Here is an 18,610-nt window from a genome sequence, read left to right as displayed (position 1 = left end):
TATGTCTGAACAAGAGAATTCCCCCGACGCGGGTTTAGTTCGTCTCTCTAAGAGGATGGGAGAACTCGGTATTTGCTCACGCCGTGAAGCAGATTCTTGGATTGAAAAAGGCTGGGTAAGCGTAGACGGTGTCAAAATCACTGAGCTCGGCACCAAAATACGTCCTGATCAAAAAATAACTATCAATAATGCGGCAAAAACCGAACAGGCCGAAAAGGTAACTATCCTGCTTAATAAACCTCTCGGTTATGTCAGCGGGCAGGCGGAAGACGGCTATGAGCCGGCAAAGGTCTTGGTTACCGATGAAAATCATTGGTCGGAAGATCCCGTTAAAAAAGTCTTTAAACCTTTCCAAAGAAAAGGTTTAGTACCCGCAGGACGTTTGGATATCAATTCCACAGGACTTCTCGTTCTCACGCAGGACGGCAGAGTTGCTAAAAAGCTCATCGGCGAAGAAAGCAATGTGGACAAAGAATACATTGTGCGGGTCACTCCGGCGGACGGCACTTCTAATGCTGACTTCCCGGAAGAAAAGCTTCAGCTCTTGAACTTCGGACTCGAAATTGACGGCAAAAAACTTCTTCGTGCCAAAGTCGAATGGATTAATGACAATCAGCTTCGATTTGTTCTGCGCGAAGGCAGAAACCGCCAGATTCGTAAGATGTGCGAAGCCGTAGGCTTGAAAGTTCTTCAATTAAAGCGAGTCCGAATCGGCGGCATCAATCTTGGAAAACTGCCCGTCGGTAAATGGCGTTATCTGCAGGAAAACGAATCTTTCGAAGCTTCCTCTCATCACAAAAAAACAAATTTTTCTTATTCAAAAAAATCTATAAGTCCCAAGAGAAACGTAAATGGAAATAGGAAAAAGTCTTAAACATATTTCGCCGGAATGGGGGCTCGTCTCCGTCTGTTTTCTTTGGGGCAGCTCCTTCATTCTTATTGCTACAGCCCTGGAAAGCATTTCTCCGGGGCTTTTAGTCACGTCTAGATTTATCTTAGGTGCTTTGCTCACGGCTCTCATCATGGGCAAAGAATTAAAAAACATTACCCGTGTAGATTGGATGGGCGGACTCTGGGCCGGGACCTGCATCTTCTTCGGGTATTTTCTTCAGACGGTAGGCCTTCAAACAATTCCGAGTTCTATCTCGGCCTTTCTAACCGCCTTGTATGTGCCTTTTGTCCCTTTGCTGCAGTTAATTCTGTTCAGAAAAGTTCCTGAATTAACGGTTGGCCTTGGTATTGCTGTTGCTTTCGGGGGCATGCTGCTGATTCTTGACCCAACGAAACTTTCTTTTTCCGGGAGTTTCGGCGAATGGCTGACCATTGCCTCGGCTTTGGCTTGCGCTTTAGAAATTATTGTTATCGGAAAATTCGCAACTCAATGCAATCCAAAAGCTTTTTGTTTAACTCAGCTGACCGTGGTAGCAGCCTGGAGCACAGCTTATACCATTGCGTTTGAAGACATTTATGTCAATTGGAATCCGACTTTGATTGTCTGCATAGCCATTCTGGCCGGAATGATTGCTTTCAATCAAATCGTTATCAACTGGGCTCAAAAGACAGTCTCCCCGACAAAAGCCGTCCTCATTTATACGTTAGAACCTGTATTTGCCGGGATTATCGGTTGGCTCGTCGGAGAGAAAATCGGACTGATGGCAGCCTTCGGCGGCGTCCTAGTGGTAGCCAGTGTCATTATCAGCTCTTGGCTGCCCAGATATATTCAAGAGAGGAAACTTGCGTGCAAAAAGGAATAATTGGTATTTTTGACTCGGGGTTGGGAGGTCTCTCAATTGCCCGAGAAGTTCGCACAATTCTGCCTTCCGAGAATATCCTCTATGTCGGAGATTGCGGAAATGCCCCTTACGGAGATCAAACCGAGGCCTTTGTAATTGAAAGGGTTCTCAAGATTTCGGACTTTTTCCTCAAACATAATGCTAAAGCCATCGTCGTGGCCTGCAATACCGCAACAGCTGCCGCTATAGATATCCTCAGAACAAAAGTGTCTATTCCCGTAATTGGCGTAGAACCGGCTTTAAAGCCTGCCGTTCTGAACACTAAGACCGGAGCGGTTGGGGTCATGGCAACAACGCGAACAATTTCCAGCAAACGTTATCAAAAATTATTGAATACCTATAATCCGGACAATAAAGTCAAAGTCGTCTCCATGAAATGTTCGGGGTTGATGAATTGCGTCGAAAACGGCGCTTGGGACGCTCCTGAAACCATTGAATTAATCGAGAAGTACACAAAGCCTATCAAAGAGGCCAACGCTGACTTTACGGTTCTAGGGTGCACACACTATCCGTTTCTAAAAAAACAAATCTCCAAGGCTTTGGGACCAAATGTGACGGTCTACGATCCTAGCCCGGCCGTGGCTAAGCAAGTCTTACACCAACTGGAAAAACAAGGCAGCTTGGAACTCGGAAAACAAGGAACGGAAAGATTTTTGATTACGAGTTTGACTCCTAAAACTCAGCAGATTATCTCTCTGCTCTGGGGCAAACCCGTTTCAGCAGAGAATTTGGAAATCTAGTTTTTAGCTATTTCTTTATAAGGTAAGCACGAACCGGAGACGCTTCGGCCTTGAGCCATTTAATCGGAGCAGCACTCAGAAAGTAAACTCCCGGTTCGACCTTATCAAGTACCAGGTTTTCCAAAGCGCAAAGGCCGTGACTTAATGCAAATCGATGATTAGGAAAGTCATGGCTTTTTTCGTCATCAATAGACGGAGTGCTGGTACCGATCAAAACAAATTTTTCTTCAACCAAAAGCTCAACGACTTCCTCTGCAATTCCTTGTTCCTTGTCTTCAAACTTGAAAAGAATCCTTCCGCAAGCTTTGTATTTCTGAAACACTGCCCATGCCTCCAAGGCCTTTGCGTTCAGCGCGAATTCAGAAGCCGCCACGATACAGTCACCGACAAAGGTCGATAAAGGAACCTTTCCGATACCGTTTTGTGAACAAGAAAAATGCATCGGAGAATCGACATGAGTTCCAACGTGCGGAGTGACTTTGATTTCTGAAGTTTTAACTTCGTCATTGCAGATCCATTGCAAAGTAAACGGCGTATCTCCGTAATAGGCCGGCGTGTTCTCGTCAACCGCTTGAGAAATGTCAATAATCTCACTCATACTCATCTTTTATTAGTTCAATGTTATTGCCCGACTTTGGGCCCATTTCTTACCAAGCCCTTCGCAGGCATTATGCTTAAAGCTTCAGTATATAAGGAGAAAAGGCATGGCAGAAGCAACACCGCTGTGGCAAAAATTAGCTCAACGTCATTCCATCGGAGCAAAATATCTGACCGATCCGGTCCCGTCAGAAAAGGATTATTCAGAAGCAATTAGCGCAGCAATAGCAGCTCCGAACCATTTACGAGATAACCAATGCCGGATGGTACTAATCAATGATAGAGAAAAGCTGGCTGACTTTTTTGAAGCCGGAGCTATCCAAAGCGGGGCAACGCAGGAAGAAGCATTAAAAGCCCGCTCAAAAGCTGTAAAAGCCCCTGCTCTTCTGGCAATGATCGTCAAAATTGAAGAAAACAATTCACGAGTCCCGGTCTACGAACAATGGATGACCGCCGGTGCATTCCTAATGCAATTTATGGATGTTCTTGAAAACAAAGGATTCGGATTAAAAGTTGTCAGCGGTTCGAGCACGGAGTATCCGGACGTTGTCAAAGCTCTTTGTAAAAAGGATGAAAAAGTTGCCTGCTGGATTATGATCGGTACCTCAACACAAGTGCCGGAAGGAGCAAAACGGGCTAATCCTGCTGATTTCTTCTCGGCCTATTAACTAGAATTTGTAAATAAACCTTCTTAGAGTCTTAGCTATGAAACGACTAATACTTTTATTCGCCAGCTTGGTGCTCTCTTGCTCTCTTTTGTCCGGCTGCGGATATAACGAACTGCAGTCCATGGATGAATCGGTAAATGCAGCATGGAGTGAAGTTATCAACCAATATCAGAGAAGAACTGATCTGATTCCTAATGTCGTGAACTCCGTTAAAGGTGAAGCAGATTTCGAAAAATCTACTTTGACTCAAGTAATTAACGCCAGAGCAAAAGCGACCTCCATTCAAGCAACACCTGAACTGCTGAATAATCCGGAAGCTTTCCAAAAGTTCACACAGGCTCAAGGCGAAATCGGCAATGCTCTTTCTCGATTACTCGTTACTGTTGAACGCTACCCGACCCTTCAGTCCAACAAAGCATTCCAGGAATTGAGAGTCCAATTGGAAGGCTGTGAAAACCGTATTGCTATTGCCCGCAACAACTACATTAAGACGGTTCAGACTTACAACACTTGGATCCGCCAGTTCCCGCAGCTGATTTGGGTAAAAATCTTAGGTTATAAACAGAAACCGCAGTACAAGGTAGCTGATGAAGCAGCTGTAACAACTCCTCCGGTGGTCGATTTTGGAACAAGTACTCAAAAATAACTTCAGCCGTTGGTTCCTAGGTCTTTTCCTGGGACTAACGCTGCTGTTCGGCTCTTTGGCACAGGCAAACCTATTGCCGGTGCCGAAGTTTGATTACGTCACGGATACCGCGGATCTATTTACAGAACAGCAGAAACAGGCTTTAGAAACCAAGCTTCAAGACTTTGAGAAGAAAGTCGGGAGCCAGATTTGTGTCATTGTGGTTCCTTCTACGAACGGAGAACCTATTGAGGACTACGCTCATCGAGTGGGAGCTGAATGGAAACCGGGCAGAAAAGGTGTGGGCGACGGCCTGCTGTTTGTTGTTGCTCTCAATGACCATAGAGTCAGAATTGACGTCATGAGGGCTCTTGAAGGGGCAATCCCGGATGTCACTGCCTACAGAATCCTGCAGGAAGCTGTGCTGCCTGCATTTGCAGCCAACAACTACTATGAAGGCATCAATAAAGGTCTTGATCTCATCTTTAAAAAGATTGAAGGCGAAGATCTTCCTCCTCCTACAGCCAAAAATCCCGGTTCCCAGTCCGTTTTTGAAATGGAAGGCGACCCTCTCTGGGATCAGCCCTGGGTAGCCATAATATTCATCGGGTTTGTAGCTACGATGATGATGCGTCAGCTCCTCGGCAGAAAATCCGCTCCGGTAGCAGGTGTCCTCGTAGGAGCTTTTGGAACCTTTGTCATGCAGTCCATTGTCGCCGGCATCATAATCGGTGTGATCGTGATGGTTGCTAGTCTGCTCATCCCAACTTCTGTTCTGGAAGCGGGTGCACGACGAACTGCCAGAATGAATAATAGAACCAACCGTAGATTTAGAAATTCCGGCGGGTTCGGAGGATTCGGAGGCGGATTTGGCGGCGGCTTCGGTGACGGAGGATTCGGCGGAGGAGGTTTCGGAGGCGGTCCGTCTTCCGGAGGCGGCGGTGACTCAGCAGGCGGCGGCGCTAGCGGAGGTTGGTAATGACAATTCTACGTACCCTTAAACATTGGGCCCTTTCTCCGATACCAGTGAAATATTCTTTCCCGGAAGAAGCTTTGGGAGAGATTACTCAATGCATTGAAAAAGCAGAAACCACGACCTCCGCAGAGTTTGAGGTCATTATTGAGAGAAGCCTTCCGTTGGATATTTTGAAATCAAACTCCGTCGCTCACACTCGAGCCGAACAACTCTTTGCTCAGTATCGAGTTTGGGATACGGAAGACAACAATGGAGTATTGATTTACTTAAATCTCTCCGACCACGCGATTGAATTGGTATTAGATAGAGCTGCGGCGCGCCTATTTACGCAACAGCAGCTCGATGTCATCGTTCATAAAATGAGCGAGAGGTTCCAGCAAAAATTATTTGCAAAAGGAATTTGCGAAGCCATAACCGAACTGGCAAAGGTTCTATCAGCGCATTTCACGAATAAACCGGTAAATGATCCTTTGCCGAACAATCCAATTCTTCTCTAAATCTTTTTGTTGCAAGCCAGTCTTCTGCCGACTGGCTTGTTTTTTTCTAGAATATGACATCTTTTAATGTTTTCTGGAAAACAACATGGAAATTTCCTCTTTGATGGCCTTGTCTCCTCTTGACGGCCGCTACGCTAAGCAAACTGAAGTTCTTCGTGATATCTTTTCTGAATTCGCTTTAATGCGCGCCCGCGTTACTGTTGAAATCGAATGGATTATTGCCTTATCCGAATTCAAACTCCCCGAATTAAAAGAACTGTCAGCAGAGAACAAAGAATACTTAAGAAGCCTTGTTTCTGATTTCTCTTTGAGCGACTGTGAAGATATCAAGAAAATCGAAGCCACTACTAACCACGACGTTAAAGCCGTAGAGTATTGGATCAAGGGCAAAATGGAGAAGAACGCAGAACTGGCTGCCGCCAGCGAATTCGTTCATTTCGGATGCACTTCTGAAGATATCAATAACACATCGCACGCCTTGATGCTGTCTTCCGGCCGTCAAGTCATCTGCTCTTATCTTCAGGCAATTACAGACAAATTAAAGACATTTGCTCACGACTGGGCTTCCGTCTCTATGTTGTCCAGAACTCACGGACAGCACGCCAGCCCGACAACCGTCGGTAAGGAAATGGCCAACGTTGCCTTCAGATTGGAAAGAGCCATCAACAACATTGAAAAAGTTCACTTGCTGGCCAAGATGAACGGTGCCGTAGGCAACTTCAATGCACACTACATCGCCTATCCCGACAAAGATTGGCCTGCATTTGCTCAAGACGTCATCACCAACAAGCTCAATCTTGAATACAACAAGTACACCATTCAGATTGAACCTCATGACTACATGGCTCAATTGTTTGACGCAATCGTCTGCGCAAACACTATTTTGATCGACTTAGACAGAGACATCTGGGGCTATATCTCCTTGAACTACTTCAAACAGCAGTTGAAAGAAGGCGAAGTCGGCTCCTCCACAATGCCGCATAAGGTCAATCCGATTGACTTCGAAAACTCCGAAGGCAACCTCGGTATGGCTAATGCATTCTTGACTTTCTTAGCTCAGAAATTACCGATCTCTCGTTGGCAGAGAGACTTAACTGACTCCACAGTCCTCAGAAACATGGGTGTTGCCTTCGGTTATTGCGTTGTCGGCTACACTGCTCTAACAAGAGGCATGGGCAAGCTTCAGCTCAATGAGCAGGCCGTCTCCGCTGACTTGGATAACTCTTGGGAAGTTTTAGCTGAAGCTATTCAAACAGTGATGAGACGCTATGGAGTTCCTCATCCATACGAACAGCTCAAAGCTTTGACCAGAGGCAAAGGCATTACGCCGGAATCCTTGCATGAATTCATCGCCAAGCTCGATATCCCTGAAGATGCCAAGCAGAACCTTCAGAAACTGACTCCTCATACATACATCGGTATCGCTGATGTATTAGCAAAAGAAATTTAATTTTCGATAGAGGTATCAACGGCAGCCGAGGCTGCCGTTTATTTTTGGTTTTATTAAAAATCCGGCCTCGTGAAACGGGAAAAGGAGCCGAAAAGCTCCTCTCTTCTGTTCTTCCTAAGGAAGAATCACAAAAAGTTGTGCACTAATACGCTAACCCAGACAATCGCACAAAGAATAAGTGCCAACAGGACGGCCAAACTTCCTAAATCTTTGGCTTTGCCGGAGAGCGGATGGATTTCAGTACCAAATCTGTCAACCACGGCTTCAATTGCTGAATTTAAAACTTCCGTAATAAGGACAATAAACACGGAGGCAATCAGAAAGATCTTCTCCAAATAATCAATCGGCAAAAAGACTGCGGTTGGAACCATCACGCAGGCCAAAATGATTTCCTGTCTCAAAGCTTCTTCACTTTTCCAGCCTGCGACTAAGCCTTGTTTGGAGTACTTGGTTGCATTGATAAGTCGGGTAATGCCCGACTTACCTTTTAAATCAGATGCGTTTTTAGGCTGATTATCCATTTATTAGAAATTAACTTTCTGTTTTAACACGCCTTCAGAATAAAGCTTTGCCATTTCCGGCAACGGCAACGGTTTAATCTTGGAAGCCTGACCTTCGCAGCCGAAAGCAAGATAGCGGGACTTGCACATATCTACGGATGCCTGCTTAGCAACTTTCAAATAAGCGCGCGGGTCAAATGCTTCCGGATTTTCTACGAAGTACTTACGGATAGCAGCTGTCATTGCTAAGCGAATATCCGTGTCGATGTTGACCTTGCGGACACCGTACTTGATAGCTTCAACAATTTCTTCGACCGGAACGCCGTATGTTGTCTTAAACTGACCGCCGTACTTTCTGATTTCTTCAAGATATTCTTGAGGAACGGAAGAAGAACCATGCATCACTAAGTGAGTATTCGGGATTCTGGCGTGAATTTCTTTGACGCGTTGAATGGAGAGAATATCTCCTGTCGGCTTACGGGTGAACTTGTAGGCGCCGTGGCTTGTACCGATAGCGATGGCCAAAGCGTCAACCTGAGTCTGTTCAACGAATTCAGCTGCTTGGTCCGGATCAGTCAAGAGCTGGTCTTTAGTCATTGTAGCGTCTGTTCCGTGACCGTCTTCTTTGTCGCCTTTCATAGTTTCCAAAGAACCTAAGCAGCCAAGCTCGCCTTCCACGGAAACACCGACCTTATGAGCCATGTCAACAACAGTCTTAGTGACATCGACGTTATAGTCAAAAGTCGAAATGGTCTTGCCGTCGCTCATCAAAGAACCGTCCATCATGACGGAAGAGAAACCGAGATTAATAGCACCTTCGCAGACCTTAGGACTTTGGCCGTGATCTTGATGCATACAGACAGGAATTTCCGGATAAGTTTCAATTGCGGCCTTGATAAGGTGTTCAAGGAATCTTTCTCCGGCATACTTTCTGGCACCTGCAGAAGCCTGCATGATAACAGGAGCATTGACTTCGCTGGCGGCCTGCATAATTGCTTGAACCTGCTCAAGATTGTTGACATTGAATGCAGGAATACCGTAATTATTTTCAGCTGCGTGATCTAACAATTGGCGCAACGAGACGAGAGCCATACTTATCTCCAACTCTAAAAGAAAATGATCGTTTGATTGTAAACTAAAACATCCTTAGCTTAAGACAAAGTTCCCGAACGTCCGAAACCTTTCAAAATTCCGTTTCCGATAGCGCAAGCAACCTTCCTCTGGAAAGCGCGTGTTCTGAGCTTCTGCTCTTCCTGCGGATTAGAAATGAAGGCGGTTTCCACCAGAACCGAAGGAATATCAGGAGCCTTCAGCACGGCAAAATTAGCCTGCTCAACACGGGACTTATGCAGAGTATTAATCTTGGCAATTTCAGTCAGGATTTTTTTACCGTAGGCCAAACTGTCAGATACCTGTGCGGTGAAAGACATATCCAACAAAATCTTTGCAATCTGCTTATCGTGACGTGTGACATTGACGCCTCCGATAAGGTCAGCGTTGTTCTGGTTGCGGGCAAGCCATTTATTTTGAGTTGAAACACGTCCGCGGGTGTCTAAAGCAAAAATGGAGGATCCCCTTGCAGTGGGCTTCACCCAAGCATCCGCATGAACGGAAACAAAGAAATCTGCTTTGGCTGCTCTAGCTTTTTGAACTCTTCTGTTCAACGGCACGAAGTAGTCGCGATCTCGGGTAAGCATAGCTTTGAAGCCTTGAACTTTGTTTAATTCAGCCACTAGGATGCGGGAAATAGACAAAACCACTTCTTTTTCTTTCGTACGGTAACGCTTTCCAACTGCGCCAGGATCCTCACCGCCGTGGCCCGGATCGACCATTACGACTAGAACTCTCCCTCTGCCTCTGCGTTGAGTTGTCTTGGGTTGTTCTTTCTTGGGCTGTTTAGTTACAGGAGCCTTCGAAGATTTCGGCTTTTCCTTAGACGGCTGTTCCGTATAACCCAGATCGCCGGGTTTCATGGGCACGATATTGCCTGAAGTAATGCCGGCAATTAAATCACCGATAGAATCCTGCTCGGCTTCCGCGCGGTTTTCTTCCATTCTCTGCTGGCCTTCGGCAACCTGGGCAAGGATTCTTCCGATGGCATCCGGTTCGCTTTCCTCCTTACGGATAAGCGCCATAATCGGATCCTTTTCGACTGCCGGGTAAAGGTCAAAAACGAGTCGATACTTGTATTCTCCAAACGGCTTCAAAGAGAACACCTGCGGATCAACATCCTGCTTGAAATTAATAACCAACTGAACTGTCTTGGAACTGTACTGCGAAGCGGTAATCCCGGAAATATAGGGATCATTTGGCTGCTGCTTGCTCACTAAGTTTTTCAGTTTAGTTGTCAGAGTCAGTCCTTCAATAAGGACGACCATTTTCACTGATGAACCGTTGCGAACCATGGTGTACTTAAAAGGAATCGGTACATCATGTTCAAGCGTAATACGCGTGTATTCTGGTGATGGCCAAATTCTAAGGTCAACGAGCTGAGCTGCTTTTGCCGAGGAAATAGGCAAAAAAGAAAACAAAATCAGACCACCGACCTCATTTACTAGTGTTCTTCTACTTATTCCACTCATTATTTAATTTTTGCTAGAAGGTTTTGACCAACTTCACTACGTGCAGAAATTTTGACCTCTCTGGTCTGCTCATCTGCTCCTTGGGTGATGTCGATTTCAACATCTGCTTCCGGAACGAAAGGTTCTGCTTTAGAAGTCCATTCTGATATTGTTACTTGTCCGGGGCCATAATTTTCACGGAATCCGGCATCTTCAAATTCTTCTGGTGTCTCGAATCTGTAGAAATCAAAATGATTAAGAGTAAACGCCTCAAGTTTATAAATTTCCAATAAGGAAAATGTAGGACTTTTCACTCTTCTTTGATAACCCAAGCCTCGCAAAATAGCTCGAGTCAAGGTAGTCTTCCCTGCTCCTAGATCTCCGTTTAATCGTATGGTCAGACCTTTTTCTTTAATCAGTTCTGTCAGGCCGTCTAAACCTTTGGCAAGATCTTGCCCAAGCAGTTCCATTTCATGTTCATTGGAGAGATTTTTTAAAAGAGGCGCACACATAATTAACTACAGATCGGACATCGTTTCACAATGATAATAGTTAGACAAACTTCCTTCTTAAGAATTACAATTTTTTAAGTTTTTTTAGGAGCCTGTATCAGTAAATGGAAAATAGCGCGCTTGTTCGAAGCTACTCGACTTGTCTTTATACTTTTCGCCAATTCTGCATACAGCTTAAAAGATAAAGAAGATTTCCTTCGTATTTTTTATTTGCTAATAGAAAAATTCCTAGGATATAATTACTTTCCTTTGGCGCCGGTGTAGCTCAGTTGGTAGAGCAGCGCATTCGTAATGCGAAGGTCGGAGGTTCAAGTCCCCTCTCCGGCACCAAAAACACTCCACACTCATCACGAATAATCCCCCCCAACCCTCCTCACTATCCCATATAATCCAAGGCTAGTCTCCCACACTTAACCACATTTATCCACACGTAAAATTTACTGAACAAAATCTCAAGTATGGGAACGCCCCATACTCTGAGTGTGGGACAACGGACTGTCCGGATGTCTTAATTGTGCATCCCATACTTTACGGCATCAATTATCAACCGGCCTGCATTAATAAATTGAAAAACGGCGAGTTAAAAAAATTGCCTGACGGTATGCATGCTGACGGCAACGGCCTATATCTAAGAGTCCGAGAGAATTCAAAATCATGGATTTTTCGATACCGAGTTAACGGCAAACTTCATGACGTCGGACTGGGATCTTTAAATGACATCTCTTTGGCTCAGGCCAGATTTCGACTCAAAGAGTATAGAGGATCTGCCGCAAAAGGAATCTCTCCGATTATCAAAAGAAAATCAGAGCTCCGCTCCCGTGCTTCCGGGATGTCATTTAAGGAGGCCGCACAAGCATGTATCGCCCGACTTCAGGAAGTCAGAATGTTGAAATCTGACAGACAGGCAGGCGGCCAGATTGAACAATACTATCGCACAATATGCGAAGCCAATCTTAGATAAACCTATTCAATCCATTACTGCCGATGATATCCTCGAATTCTTGAATCCTATCTGGAGAACTAAAACAGAAACCGCATCAAATTTACAGCGATATCTTGCTCGGGTCTTTGACTACGCAAAAATGGCAGGAGAATTGCAAGGAGACAATCCGGCGCGATGGAAAGGATGCTTAGATCACTTCTTGCCAGCACCCTCAAAAATTCAAAATGTCGTACATCATCCGGCAATCGAGGCAAGTAAAGTGCCGGCGCTGTTTTGGGAGCTTTCCGGTCACAGATTAAGTATTGCAACGCAGGCAATTATGTTTGGTACTCTGACAGCTACCAGAGTGCAGGAATTCGTTGATGCAAAATGGGATGAGTTCGATTTCGAAACTAAAAAATGGTCTATACCTCCTGAAAGAAGAAAAGATATGAAACCATATCCACATCGTATTCCGCTTTCAGAAGAGGCATTACAGATACTGGGTCGGCTGCCGAAACTCAACGACTATGTTTTTCCGTCTTCCAGCAGAAATAAGCCAATCCACCGTGAATCTCCGATCAAATACCTAAAAACACTCTTTCCCAGTCGAAATTACACTATGCACGGCATGCAATCTACATTTAGAGATTGGTGCGCAGAAACCGGTATTGATCCTAGTCTCGCTGAAAAATCTCTAATGCATGTCACAGGCAACGAAGTAGAGTTAGCTTACCAAAGAAGCGATCTTTTGGAGAGAAGACGAGCAGTTATGGAAGAATAGAGTAAATACTGCTTTTCTTTGATTGTTAAGAAACAAGAACCAATGTAACTAGCAATCGCTAACCACGTTTAGAGGTATGAGATTTCATTGAACGTATGATCTCATACTTTTAAGGGGCTAGGAAGGAATAGTTCCGGGCCGTTCTTCTTGTTTCTACCCAGACTCGCGAGCTAACCGACAACCCTGCCAATTCCCTCTCCGCCATGAGAACCGGAGTCGATACCAGCATACTAATTACTTGTGGCTTTCTGCGCAGAATTTAACTGCGCTTGCAGTTCTGATTAGCTGTAGGGTAATCTCTTTAGTAAACTTAAAATCTGTGGCACGGAGGAGTAATGATGGAAAACGGATTAAAACTTTTTGAGAATAAGAAGGTCAGAGCTGTCTGGAATGAAACAGAACAAGAATGGTTTTTTTCTGTGGTTGACGTCGTGGGTATATTGACCGATAGCCCTAATCCGACAGATTATTTAAAAAAAATGAGGAAGAGAGATCCTGAGCTTGGAACTTACATAGGGACAAATTGTCCCCAGGTAGCAATGGAGACCAACGGAAAGAAAAGAAAAACTTTGGCTGCCAACATGGAATGCCTATTTCGCATTATTCAATCCATTCCATCTCCAAAGGCTGAACCGGTTAAGTTATGGCTAGCTAAAGTCGCAAAAGAAAGAGTCGAGGAAGAAATAGACCCTCAGAAAGCCATAGATAGGGCACGCAATGCCTATAGAAGAAAGGGTTTTTCTGAAGAGTGGATAAATGCCAGAATGAAGGGAATAGAGACAAGAAATGCTCTGACTTCAGAATGGAAAGAACATGGGGTCCGAGATCAACAGTACGGAATGTTAACTGACATTATTCACCGCGGAACCTTTGAAGTGAGTATTAAACAACATAAAACGATTAAAGGGCTCACAAAAGAAAACCTTAGAGACAATATGACGTTGGTTGAGTCGGCTTTAACAACATTGGCTGAGGCAACTGCAACAGAAATCACACGTTCACAAAATCCGGTTGATATAGAAGAAAATAAGGAAATTGCTAAAACTAGTGGAAAAATAGCTGGTGATGCTAGAAGAAAAATTGAGTTGAAGACAGGGAAAAAGGTAGTTTCTGAAAAGAACGCCAAGCACTTGATAGAGGAGGAGCGCCAAAGAAGACTGGGTTCAAATTCCTAATTTCTCACTAACAGGCAAGGATCCTCCTACCAAGGCTCAGTTATTTGTGATTTTCTTCGCAGAATTTAATTGCTCTTGAAGCTTCTTCGAGTAGTTCCTTACCCTCAATTGCCAGTCTGAGGCATCGATTACGCTGCCGATCGGCGTCGCTTTTGGCTTTTCGCTCAAGCTCTGAGATCTGACCGCGCATCCGCTCAAGTTCAGAACGAGAAACAGACTCATCAACACGAAGCTGAGCCAAAGCAACCGCATCGTTCGTCTGTTTGGTTTTGAATTCCTGAACCGTTCTGGTGAGCGTTGATATTTCAGCACGGGCATGTTTAAGTTCCTCGGAATTTTTCCCATTAGCTAAACCTAGCCAGTAGGCAAAAATAGGAGAGACAATAACTGCTCCGGATTTAATCAAGTTAAGCATCCCTGAGTATTCTGATGTTAAGGGACACTCAAAATTTTGTTTGGGAGACGATTGAGACAGCTAAAGGCTAAGTAAATTTTCAGTTTTTGCCGCCCCTTTGAGAGAGCGCCGGTATATCACCTAATGCCATGCGGATATTGCTAGAAGCTTTTTTAAACTATTGGCAAATTTGCTCTCCTCCGCCCCGATCGGGAAGATTACCTCGTATTTTGTGGACATTTTTTCATTTACCTATACGTATGCAGTTGTTAAAATGAGAAGAGGAGGAGACAAATATGTTCTGCCCTGTTACTCGCAGTCGAGAAGAACGACATCAGCTGTTAGACGAGATTCAGAAGGATCACGATAGATTCGTAAATGAACATCCGTTCTTGTCGACTTTTTTCGGTACTGTCTCGGTTCTCGCCCAGCTCGCATTTTGGATCATCGGTCTGTTTATTGTTGTCCTTTTCCTTTTCTGAATTCCGGAACCTTTTTCTCATTTTTTTCAATTTGCCTCTGGAGCTCCCTCACGACAGAGTCACATCCAAACATCTCAAGATATATTCCTCTTCTCTGAAACGCCCACGCCTGTATCAGCTGAAGCCTGAGCGAAGGTATAGTCCATTAAGAAACCTTTCTGGGTTTCGATTTTCTTTTGTTGGGCTTTCATGTTTGCTTTGTCTGCTTCTGAGAAGCCTGAAGCGAGAAAAATATATGGCTGCCGCCGCATCGCGCCCCGTGGTCTGCCTCTATCGGGAAAGCTCTTATATCGGTACCGACTTCGGCTTTATAACCCGCGTCCCCAACGTACCGGTAAGTGTTTTTCTCTGCTGTCAATCCAAAAGGAGCGCCACGCGAGGATTCTTTGGCGTTAGCTTCTTTAGTATGTCGTCCCATAAAGATTGAGTTCAAAGTTTCGGACAAAGGAGAAAATCAGAGAGGGCTTCTTTCTCTGCGCTATAGCGATGGCAGAATCCTCTTAAGAGAGAATTCTGATTCTTCAAAAGCGGTTAGAACACACAAAAAAACTTGGATACGCCTAGGATTATCGATGAATTGAACAGCATCGTTTTGGTCCGTCACGATATGGAGCGGGAATTCAGATTTATTGGGACTTAATTCCAAAGAAAATAAGATTAACTTTGGAAGCCATAGGAATCAAAGAACCTCCTAGATTTATCACCTAGCAGGTCCGGAATTCAGGGTCACAACTTGTGGTAGTTTAGAACGGCGATTTAAAAATTGATACCGTTTTAGCTATCGTAGTCATGTTGTGCCTAGTCCGCACGAAGTAATACTAATGGGCCAGTTATCTGCAAAGATCTGGCTCTGAGCGCTTTATTGAAAGGTTAACCCGTATTTTCATCAAGAATTCTTCCAACTGTTTCGCTGCTTATGCGTTTTAAAACGAAGCCACCCCATTTTTTTTACCTGAGAACTTAAAAAGATTTTTGGGTTTTCTGAACTAATAACGGAAGAAGTTCATTTAAAAGAGTTTGAAAAAGCATAGGGAGGGATACACTAGATATGGAAATTTATCTCTAGAAACAAAGACATATCTTCCAAAAAAACGGCTAAAGCTGGCTCTGGATAAGGGGTTTGAGGGATCCGGCTAAAAGATTTTGAGAGATAAATCTAGTTTAGTAAAGTTCAAGATTCAGGCACAAAATCCATGCCATAAATTTTGCCATAAACTTTATCTTGATTTTCTTTTGTTTTCTTTGGGCGTCTTTAACTAATAAAAATCTCGATTGATATGAAAAAGGCCTTGATTTTTAAGGATTTTATTGAAATTTTGTACTTTGTTTTAGTCTATTTGACGATCTTTTATTTTTGGTTCTGGTGCCCGGGGAGAGACTCGAACTCTCACGCTTGTTGGGCGAGGGATTTTGAATCCCTTGTGTCTACCATTTCACCACCCGGGCAACGATTCGAGAATTCTATCAACGTAAAATTAAAATTGCAACTTATTTGACTCTTTTTTGTGTTTTTTGTTGTAAAAACGCAACTTCCCGTTTAAGTCACCTCAAAGACCCGCCTTTTTTTCTCTTTGTTATCCTGTCTGTAGTTAGAACTTAAAGGATTCTTTGCTTCGAGGATATGGCAATTAATTGGACTAAATTTGAAGAAAAAAGATTGAACTTTCAGGGTGTCCTGAGGATCTTCATCCTAATTTTGTCTCTGATTCTCATTGGCTCCATCTCTTACGATACCTTTGAGTTCAACGACCCCTTCTATGCAAGCCCAATCTATATGGAAATTCAGTTTTGGGTTTGTATTTTTTTCCTCATTGACTTGAGTATTGAGTTCTTTCTAACTAAACATAAGGGCCGCTATCTTTTTCGATACATCTTACTTTTCTTGGTATGTATTCCGTATCTGACCGTCTTCTCATGCTTTAACTGGCAGATCCCAAGCGAATTATCTTATGTTTTTAGATTTATTCCTCTTATCCGCAGCGTTTATGCCTTAGTAATCGTTGTTGGATGGTTTACTTTCAGCAGAACATCAACAATCTTCGTCACTTACTTAGTAATTCTCGTGACTTGCGTATATCTGGGAAGTCTTGTGTTTTATGTTTGTGAAGTAAATATTAACCCTCTTGTCAAAAACTTTAGCGACGCTCTTTGGTGGGCAACGATGGAAGCAGTCACCGTCGGTTCCAATATTCAGGCTGTAACCCCTATTGGAAAAATTCTCTCGGTTTTTGAAGCAGTCTTCGGAATGCTGATGATCCCGATGTTCACCGTCTACGTAACCAATATCGTCGGTACGTTCCAAAAAGTCACAACCGATGTCTCCGGTGAGGCTTATGTCAAACAGCTTGAGTCCACCCCATCTCAGTCTGACTCTAACCAAAAGACTGACGACAAGCACAAAGACGATAAGGCAGATAAAGATAAGGCAAACTCAGACCCGACAAAAGATAAAAAAGACACTAGTGGAGAAACGTCAAAAAATTAAGCTCACTGCCATATAGGAAAGTGAGCATGAAAGTCAAAGGTAACTATCTGGGAAATACCAAACGCATCTGATACCACTTGTCTCCGCCGTGGGTAGAAACTGAAACGCCTTCATCAACAAAGTCAAAACGAGAATAAAAGTCTCTGAGTTTGTCCTTACATGTCAAAATAACGCCGGTCTTTCCCCTCTTCTTCGTATCCTCTAAAACTTTTTCCATAATTCTAGAAGCAATCTTTTGATGACGGAAAGCAGGATCTGTGACCACGCTGAACAATAAAAGCCATTTGCCGTCCGGATTATGAAAAGAAGTATCCGCAAACATATCGTCCACTAATATTTCCTGATCAGAAACTAAGCCGCATATAAAACCTTTAGTTGAACCATCCTCTTCCATCAGCCAAAAATAATCCGGATACACGGCGACTCTGGAACGGATTCTTTCCTCTGAAGCTGCTTCGGCTGCGGGGTAGGATGCGCCTTCAATCCTGGCAAGTTCCGGAACATCATTGATAGTTGCGTGACGAATAGGCATTATTTCCCTCATTTACACATTCTTTAAAAAGTGAGGGAAATTATAGAGTACGCAAAATAGTTACAACCGGTTTCGTATTGTTCACCAGTCTGCAACACTGACGCCTGCTGATTTGTCGAGTTCTTGGAATGACATTTATACTTGCTGAGAATAAAGAGGTTTTGAATGTTTCAGAAGATTTGGCAAAAAATTGGAGAACCCCAGGAGAAAAAAGCTTTCGATAGCGTTCTGAGGACCATCAATACCATTTGTATGGATAAAAATGGAGATGCCCGTCGGGAAGCTCTTTTAGACTTTCAAAAAATTTTGCTCCGGCCGGTTCAGAATTTGACTGTTCGGTCCTGCTACCTTTTTGAAGATTCTGCAGAGTCCGTTCCGTTCGATTTCAATACCACATTCGGTTTGAGTCAGACTATTTTGGAAGAAAACGGTGCCAAACTCTGCACTCCTTCTGATTCTTTATCTCTGCAAACTTGTGCCGATTTGCTGTTCTTCTTGCCGCATCCAAGCTTAAATTTGCTGAAAATGCTTGGTGAAATCGGCAAAGACAACAGACCGCTTGGAAGTTTTCAGCAAACGGAAAAACAATCTATTCTCTGGATCGAGCCTTTAAATATCGGTTTTGCAGTTGGTGAAACATTGCCAATCTGTATTTCTGAATTAAACGAAAACGCTTCTCTGCGCCCTCAGGAAGTCCTCGATATCCAATCTTGCCTGGAAAAAATTCGCTTTAACGGAGCTCACTGGATCGACGAAAACAATGATGTCCTAGGTAAGCCGGTTTTTCCGGAATTCGGTTGGATTTGGGAGATCCATAGAAAAAGCTTGTTCGAATTCCAATGAGCATTAACAAGGAACCGGCACAAAGTTCGCTTGAACTCCATGAGAGCCGTCGATTCCTTCTTTACGTATTCAGT

22 protein-coding genes and 2 tRNA genes are annotated in these 18,610 nt (G+C 43.9%); 15 read left to right on the top strand and 9 right to left on the bottom strand.

The features are described 5' to 3' along the window. Position 1 precedes the first annotated feature (1 nt). From RDK53_RS00645 to murI, 3 genes are read left to right on the top strand one after another with little or no spacing between them, the layout of a single operon-like run. Entirely contained in the window at positions 2–874 is an 873-nt protein-coding gene (locus RDK53_RS00645) for a pseudouridine synthase (protein ID WP_308512809.1), read from the top strand. Next, complete coding sequence (locus tag RDK53_RS00640) at positions 852–1,754, top strand: DMT family transporter (RefSeq protein WP_308512808.1); 903 nt, start codon at positions 852–854, stop codon at positions 1,752–1,754. Before RDK53_RS00645 ends, RDK53_RS00640 begins: the two co-directional genes overlap by 23 nt. Continuing rightward, positions 1,739–2,533: a glutamate racemase gene (gene murI, locus RDK53_RS00635; RefSeq protein WP_308512807.1), complete on the top strand. Its 795-nt coding sequence runs from the start codon at positions 1,739–1,741 to the stop codon at positions 2,531–2,533. Before RDK53_RS00640 ends, murI begins: the two co-directional genes overlap by 16 nt. Before the next feature lie 7 nt (positions 2,534–2,540). On the opposite strand, the gene RDK53_RS00630 is transcribed toward murI, so the two are convergent. Beyond that, positions 2,541–3,131, bottom strand: a complete 591-nt coding sequence (locus tag RDK53_RS00630; RefSeq protein WP_308512806.1) for a cyclase family protein — start codon at positions 3,129–3,131, stop codon at positions 2,541–2,543. Positions 3,132–3,237: 106 nt separating this feature from the next. Here RDK53_RS00630 and RDK53_RS00625 point away from each other — a divergent pair, with 106 nt between their 5' ends. From RDK53_RS00625 to purB, 5 genes are all read left to right on the top strand, one after another. After that, a complete protein-coding gene (locus tag RDK53_RS00625; RefSeq protein ID WP_308512805.1) occupies positions 3,238–3,798 on the top strand; it encodes a nitroreductase family protein in 561 nt (186 codons plus the stop codon). 37 nt (positions 3,799–3,835) lie between these two features. Next, positions 3,836–4,444, top strand: a complete 609-nt coding sequence (locus RDK53_RS00620; RefSeq protein WP_308512804.1) for a LemA family protein — start codon at positions 3,836–3,838, stop codon at positions 4,442–4,444. After that, positions 4,422–5,402, top strand: a complete 981-nt coding sequence (locus RDK53_RS00615) for a TPM domain-containing protein (protein ID WP_308512803.1) — start codon at positions 4,422–4,424, stop codon at positions 5,400–5,402. The genes RDK53_RS00620 and RDK53_RS00615 overlap by 23 nt, the downstream gene beginning before the upstream one ends. After that, positions 5,402–5,896 (top strand): TPM domain-containing protein, encoded by a 495-nt coding sequence (locus tag RDK53_RS00610; protein ID WP_308512802.1) that lies wholly within the window; start codon positions 5,402–5,404, stop codon positions 5,894–5,896. The genes RDK53_RS00615 and RDK53_RS00610 overlap by 1 nt, the downstream gene beginning before the upstream one ends. Positions 5,897–5,981: 85 nt before the next feature. Then, positions 5,982–7,346 (top strand): adenylosuccinate lyase, encoded by a 1,365-nt coding sequence (purB, locus tag RDK53_RS00605; protein ID WP_308512801.1) that lies wholly within the window; start codon positions 5,982–5,984, stop codon positions 7,344–7,346. Between the two features lie 125 nt (positions 7,347–7,471). On the opposite strand, the gene RDK53_RS00600 is transcribed toward purB, so the two are convergent. Genes RDK53_RS00600 through tsaE form a run of 4 tightly spaced genes read right to left on the bottom strand, consistent with a single transcriptional unit; the run spans position 7,472 to position 10,919 of the window. Then, positions 7,472–7,867 carry a diacylglycerol kinase gene (locus RDK53_RS00600; protein WP_308512800.1) on the bottom strand — a complete coding sequence of 132 codons (396 nt, stop codon included), beginning with the start codon at positions 7,865–7,867 and terminating at the stop codon, positions 7,472–7,474. Positions 7,868–7,870: 3 nt separating this feature from the next. Then, positions 7,871–8,938, bottom strand: coding sequence for a class II fructose-bisphosphate aldolase (fba, locus tag RDK53_RS00595; RefSeq protein ID WP_282195894.1), 1,068 nt, complete (start codon positions 8,936–8,938; stop codon positions 7,871–7,873). 59 nt (positions 8,939–8,997) lie between these two features. Continuing rightward, a complete protein-coding gene (locus RDK53_RS00590) occupies positions 8,998–10,428 on the bottom strand; it encodes an N-acetylmuramoyl-L-alanine amidase (protein WP_308512799.1) in 1,431 nt (476 codons plus the stop codon). After that, positions 10,428–10,919, bottom strand: a complete 492-nt coding sequence (gene tsaE / locus RDK53_RS00585) for a tRNA (adenosine(37)-N6)-threonylcarbamoyltransferase complex ATPase subunit type 1 TsaE (protein ID WP_308512798.1) — start codon at positions 10,917–10,919, stop codon at positions 10,428–10,430. The genes RDK53_RS00590 and tsaE overlap by 1 nt, the downstream gene beginning before the upstream one ends. A gap of 254 nt (positions 10,920–11,173) precedes the next feature. On the opposite strand from tsaE, the gene RDK53_RS00580 reads away from it, so the two are divergent. The 4 genes from RDK53_RS00580 (at position 11,174) to RDK53_RS00565 (ending at position 13,800) form a co-directional block, all read left to right on the top strand. Next, a tRNA-Thr gene (locus tag RDK53_RS00580) sits at positions 11,174–11,249 on the top strand. A gap of 184 nt (positions 11,250–11,433) precedes the next feature. Then, positions 11,434–11,880 (top strand): Arm DNA-binding domain-containing protein, encoded by a 447-nt coding sequence (locus tag RDK53_RS00575; RefSeq protein WP_308512797.1) that lies wholly within the window; start codon positions 11,434–11,436, stop codon positions 11,878–11,880. Then, complete coding sequence (locus RDK53_RS00570; RefSeq protein WP_308512796.1) at positions 11,837–12,625, top strand: site-specific integrase; 789 nt, start codon at positions 11,837–11,839, stop codon at positions 12,623–12,625. The genes RDK53_RS00575 and RDK53_RS00570 overlap by 44 nt, the downstream gene beginning before the upstream one ends. 335 nt (positions 12,626–12,960) lie before the next feature. Further along, positions 12,961–13,800 (top strand): Bro-N domain-containing protein, encoded by an 840-nt coding sequence (locus RDK53_RS00565; protein WP_308512795.1) that lies wholly within the window; start codon positions 12,961–12,963, stop codon positions 13,798–13,800. A 40-nt stretch (positions 13,801–13,840) separates the two neighbouring features. Here the strand turns inward: RDK53_RS00565 and RDK53_RS00560 are convergent, their stop codons facing one another. After that, the gene (locus RDK53_RS00560) at positions 13,841–14,215 is read right to left on the bottom strand and encodes a hypothetical protein (protein ID WP_308512794.1); all 375 of its coding nucleotides are present in this window, start codon (positions 14,213–14,215) and stop codon (positions 13,841–13,843) included. A 275-nt stretch (positions 14,216–14,490) separates the two neighbouring features. Between RDK53_RS00560 and RDK53_RS00555 the strand changes: the two genes are divergently transcribed. Further along, entirely contained in the window at positions 14,491–14,676 is a 186-nt protein-coding gene (locus RDK53_RS00555; protein ID WP_308512793.1) for a hypothetical protein, read from the top strand. Positions 14,677–14,863: 187 nt separating this feature from the next. Here the strand turns inward: RDK53_RS00555 and RDK53_RS00550 are convergent, their stop codons facing one another. Both RDK53_RS00550 and RDK53_RS00545 read right to left on the bottom strand, forming a co-directional pair. Further along, positions 14,864–15,094 carry a hypothetical protein gene (locus RDK53_RS00550; protein ID WP_308512792.1) on the bottom strand — a complete coding sequence of 77 codons (231 nt, stop codon included), beginning with the start codon at positions 15,092–15,094 and terminating at the stop codon, positions 14,864–14,866. 943 nt (positions 15,095–16,037) lie between these two features. Further along, positions 16,038–16,122, bottom strand: a tRNA-Leu gene (locus RDK53_RS00545). A 175-nt stretch (positions 16,123–16,297) separates the two neighbouring features. Here RDK53_RS00545 and RDK53_RS00540 point away from each other — a divergent pair. Continuing rightward, complete coding sequence (locus RDK53_RS00540) at positions 16,298–17,161, top strand: ion channel (protein ID WP_308512791.1); 864 nt, start codon at positions 16,298–16,300, stop codon at positions 17,159–17,161. A gap of 43 nt (positions 17,162–17,204) precedes the next feature. Here RDK53_RS00540 and RDK53_RS00535 read toward each other — a convergent pair whose 3' ends face one another. Continuing rightward, positions 17,205–17,693 (bottom strand): GNAT family N-acetyltransferase, encoded by a 489-nt coding sequence (locus RDK53_RS00535; protein ID WP_308512790.1) that lies wholly within the window; start codon positions 17,691–17,693, stop codon positions 17,205–17,207. Between the two features lie 165 nt (positions 17,694–17,858). Here RDK53_RS00535 and RDK53_RS00530 point away from each other — a divergent pair, with 165 nt between their 5' ends. Next, a complete protein-coding gene (locus tag RDK53_RS00530; protein WP_308512789.1) occupies positions 17,859–18,536 on the top strand; it encodes a DUF6710 family protein in 678 nt (225 codons plus the stop codon). Positions 18,537–18,610: the final 74 nt, after the last annotated feature.

The sequence above is a fragment of the uncultured Turicimonas sp. genome, from assembly GCF_902477955.1.
In the GTDB taxonomy this organism is placed as follows: domain Bacteria; phylum Pseudomonadota; class Gammaproteobacteria; order Burkholderiales; family Burkholderiaceae_F; genus Turicimonas.
The sequence above is the reverse complement of the archived record's forward strand: the minus strand, read 5'-3'. Positions and strand labels throughout refer to the sequence as shown.

Coding starts and splice junctions, on each gene's coding strand:
- RDK53_RS00645 (WP_308512809.1), top strand. CDS start 2: ATGTCTGAACAAGAGAATTCCCCCGACGCGGGTTTAGTTCGTCTCTCT.
- RDK53_RS00640 (WP_308512808.1), top strand. CDS start 852: ATGGAAATAGGAAAAAGTCTTAAACATATTTCGCCGGAATGGGGGCTC.
- RDK53_RS00630 (WP_308512806.1), bottom strand. CDS start 3,131: ATGAGTGAGATTATTGACATTTCTCAAGCGGTTGACGAGAACACGCCG.
- RDK53_RS00625 (WP_308512805.1), top strand. CDS start 3,238: ATGGCAGAAGCAACACCGCTGTGGCAAAAATTAGCTCAACGTCATTCC.
- RDK53_RS00620 (WP_308512804.1), top strand. CDS start 3,836: ATGAAACGACTAATACTTTTATTCGCCAGCTTGGTGCTCTCTTGCTCT.
- RDK53_RS00610 (WP_308512802.1), top strand. CDS start 5,402: ATGACAATTCTACGTACCCTTAAACATTGGGCCCTTTCTCCGATACCA.
- purB (WP_308512801.1), top strand. CDS start 5,982: ATGGAAATTTCCTCTTTGATGGCCTTGTCTCCTCTTGACGGCCGCTAC.
- RDK53_RS00600 (WP_308512800.1), bottom strand. CDS start 7,867: ATGGATAATCAGCCTAAAAACGCATCTGATTTAAAAGGTAAGTCGGGC.
- fba (WP_282195894.1), bottom strand. CDS start 8,938: ATGGCTCTCGTCTCGTTGCGCCAATTGTTAGATCACGCAGCTGAAAAT.
- RDK53_RS00590 (WP_308512799.1), bottom strand. CDS start 10,428: ATGAGTGGAATAAGTAGAAGAACACTAGTAAATGAGGTCGGTGGTCTG.
- tsaE (WP_308512798.1), bottom strand. CDS start 10,919: ATGTGTGCGCCTCTTTTAAAAAATCTCTCCAATGAACATGAAATGGAA.
- RDK53_RS00565 (WP_308512795.1), top strand. CDS start 12,961: ATGATGGAAAACGGATTAAAACTTTTTGAGAATAAGAAGGTCAGAGCT.
- RDK53_RS00560 (WP_308512794.1), bottom strand. CDS start 14,215: ATGCTTAACTTGATTAAATCCGGAGCAGTTATTGTCTCTCCTATTTTT.
- RDK53_RS00555 (WP_308512793.1), top strand. CDS start 14,491: ATGTTCTGCCCTGTTACTCGCAGTCGAGAAGAACGACATCAGCTGTTA.
- RDK53_RS00550 (WP_308512792.1), bottom strand. CDS start 15,094: ATGGGACGACATACTAAAGAAGCTAACGCCAAAGAATCCTCGCGTGGC.
- RDK53_RS00540 (WP_308512791.1), top strand. CDS start 16,298: ATGGCAATTAATTGGACTAAATTTGAAGAAAAAAGATTGAACTTTCAG.
- RDK53_RS00535 (WP_308512790.1), bottom strand. CDS start 17,693: ATGCCTATTCGTCACGCAACTATCAATGATGTTCCGGAACTTGCCAGG.
- RDK53_RS00530 (WP_308512789.1), top strand. CDS start 17,859: ATGTTTCAGAAGATTTGGCAAAAAATTGGAGAACCCCAGGAGAAAAAA.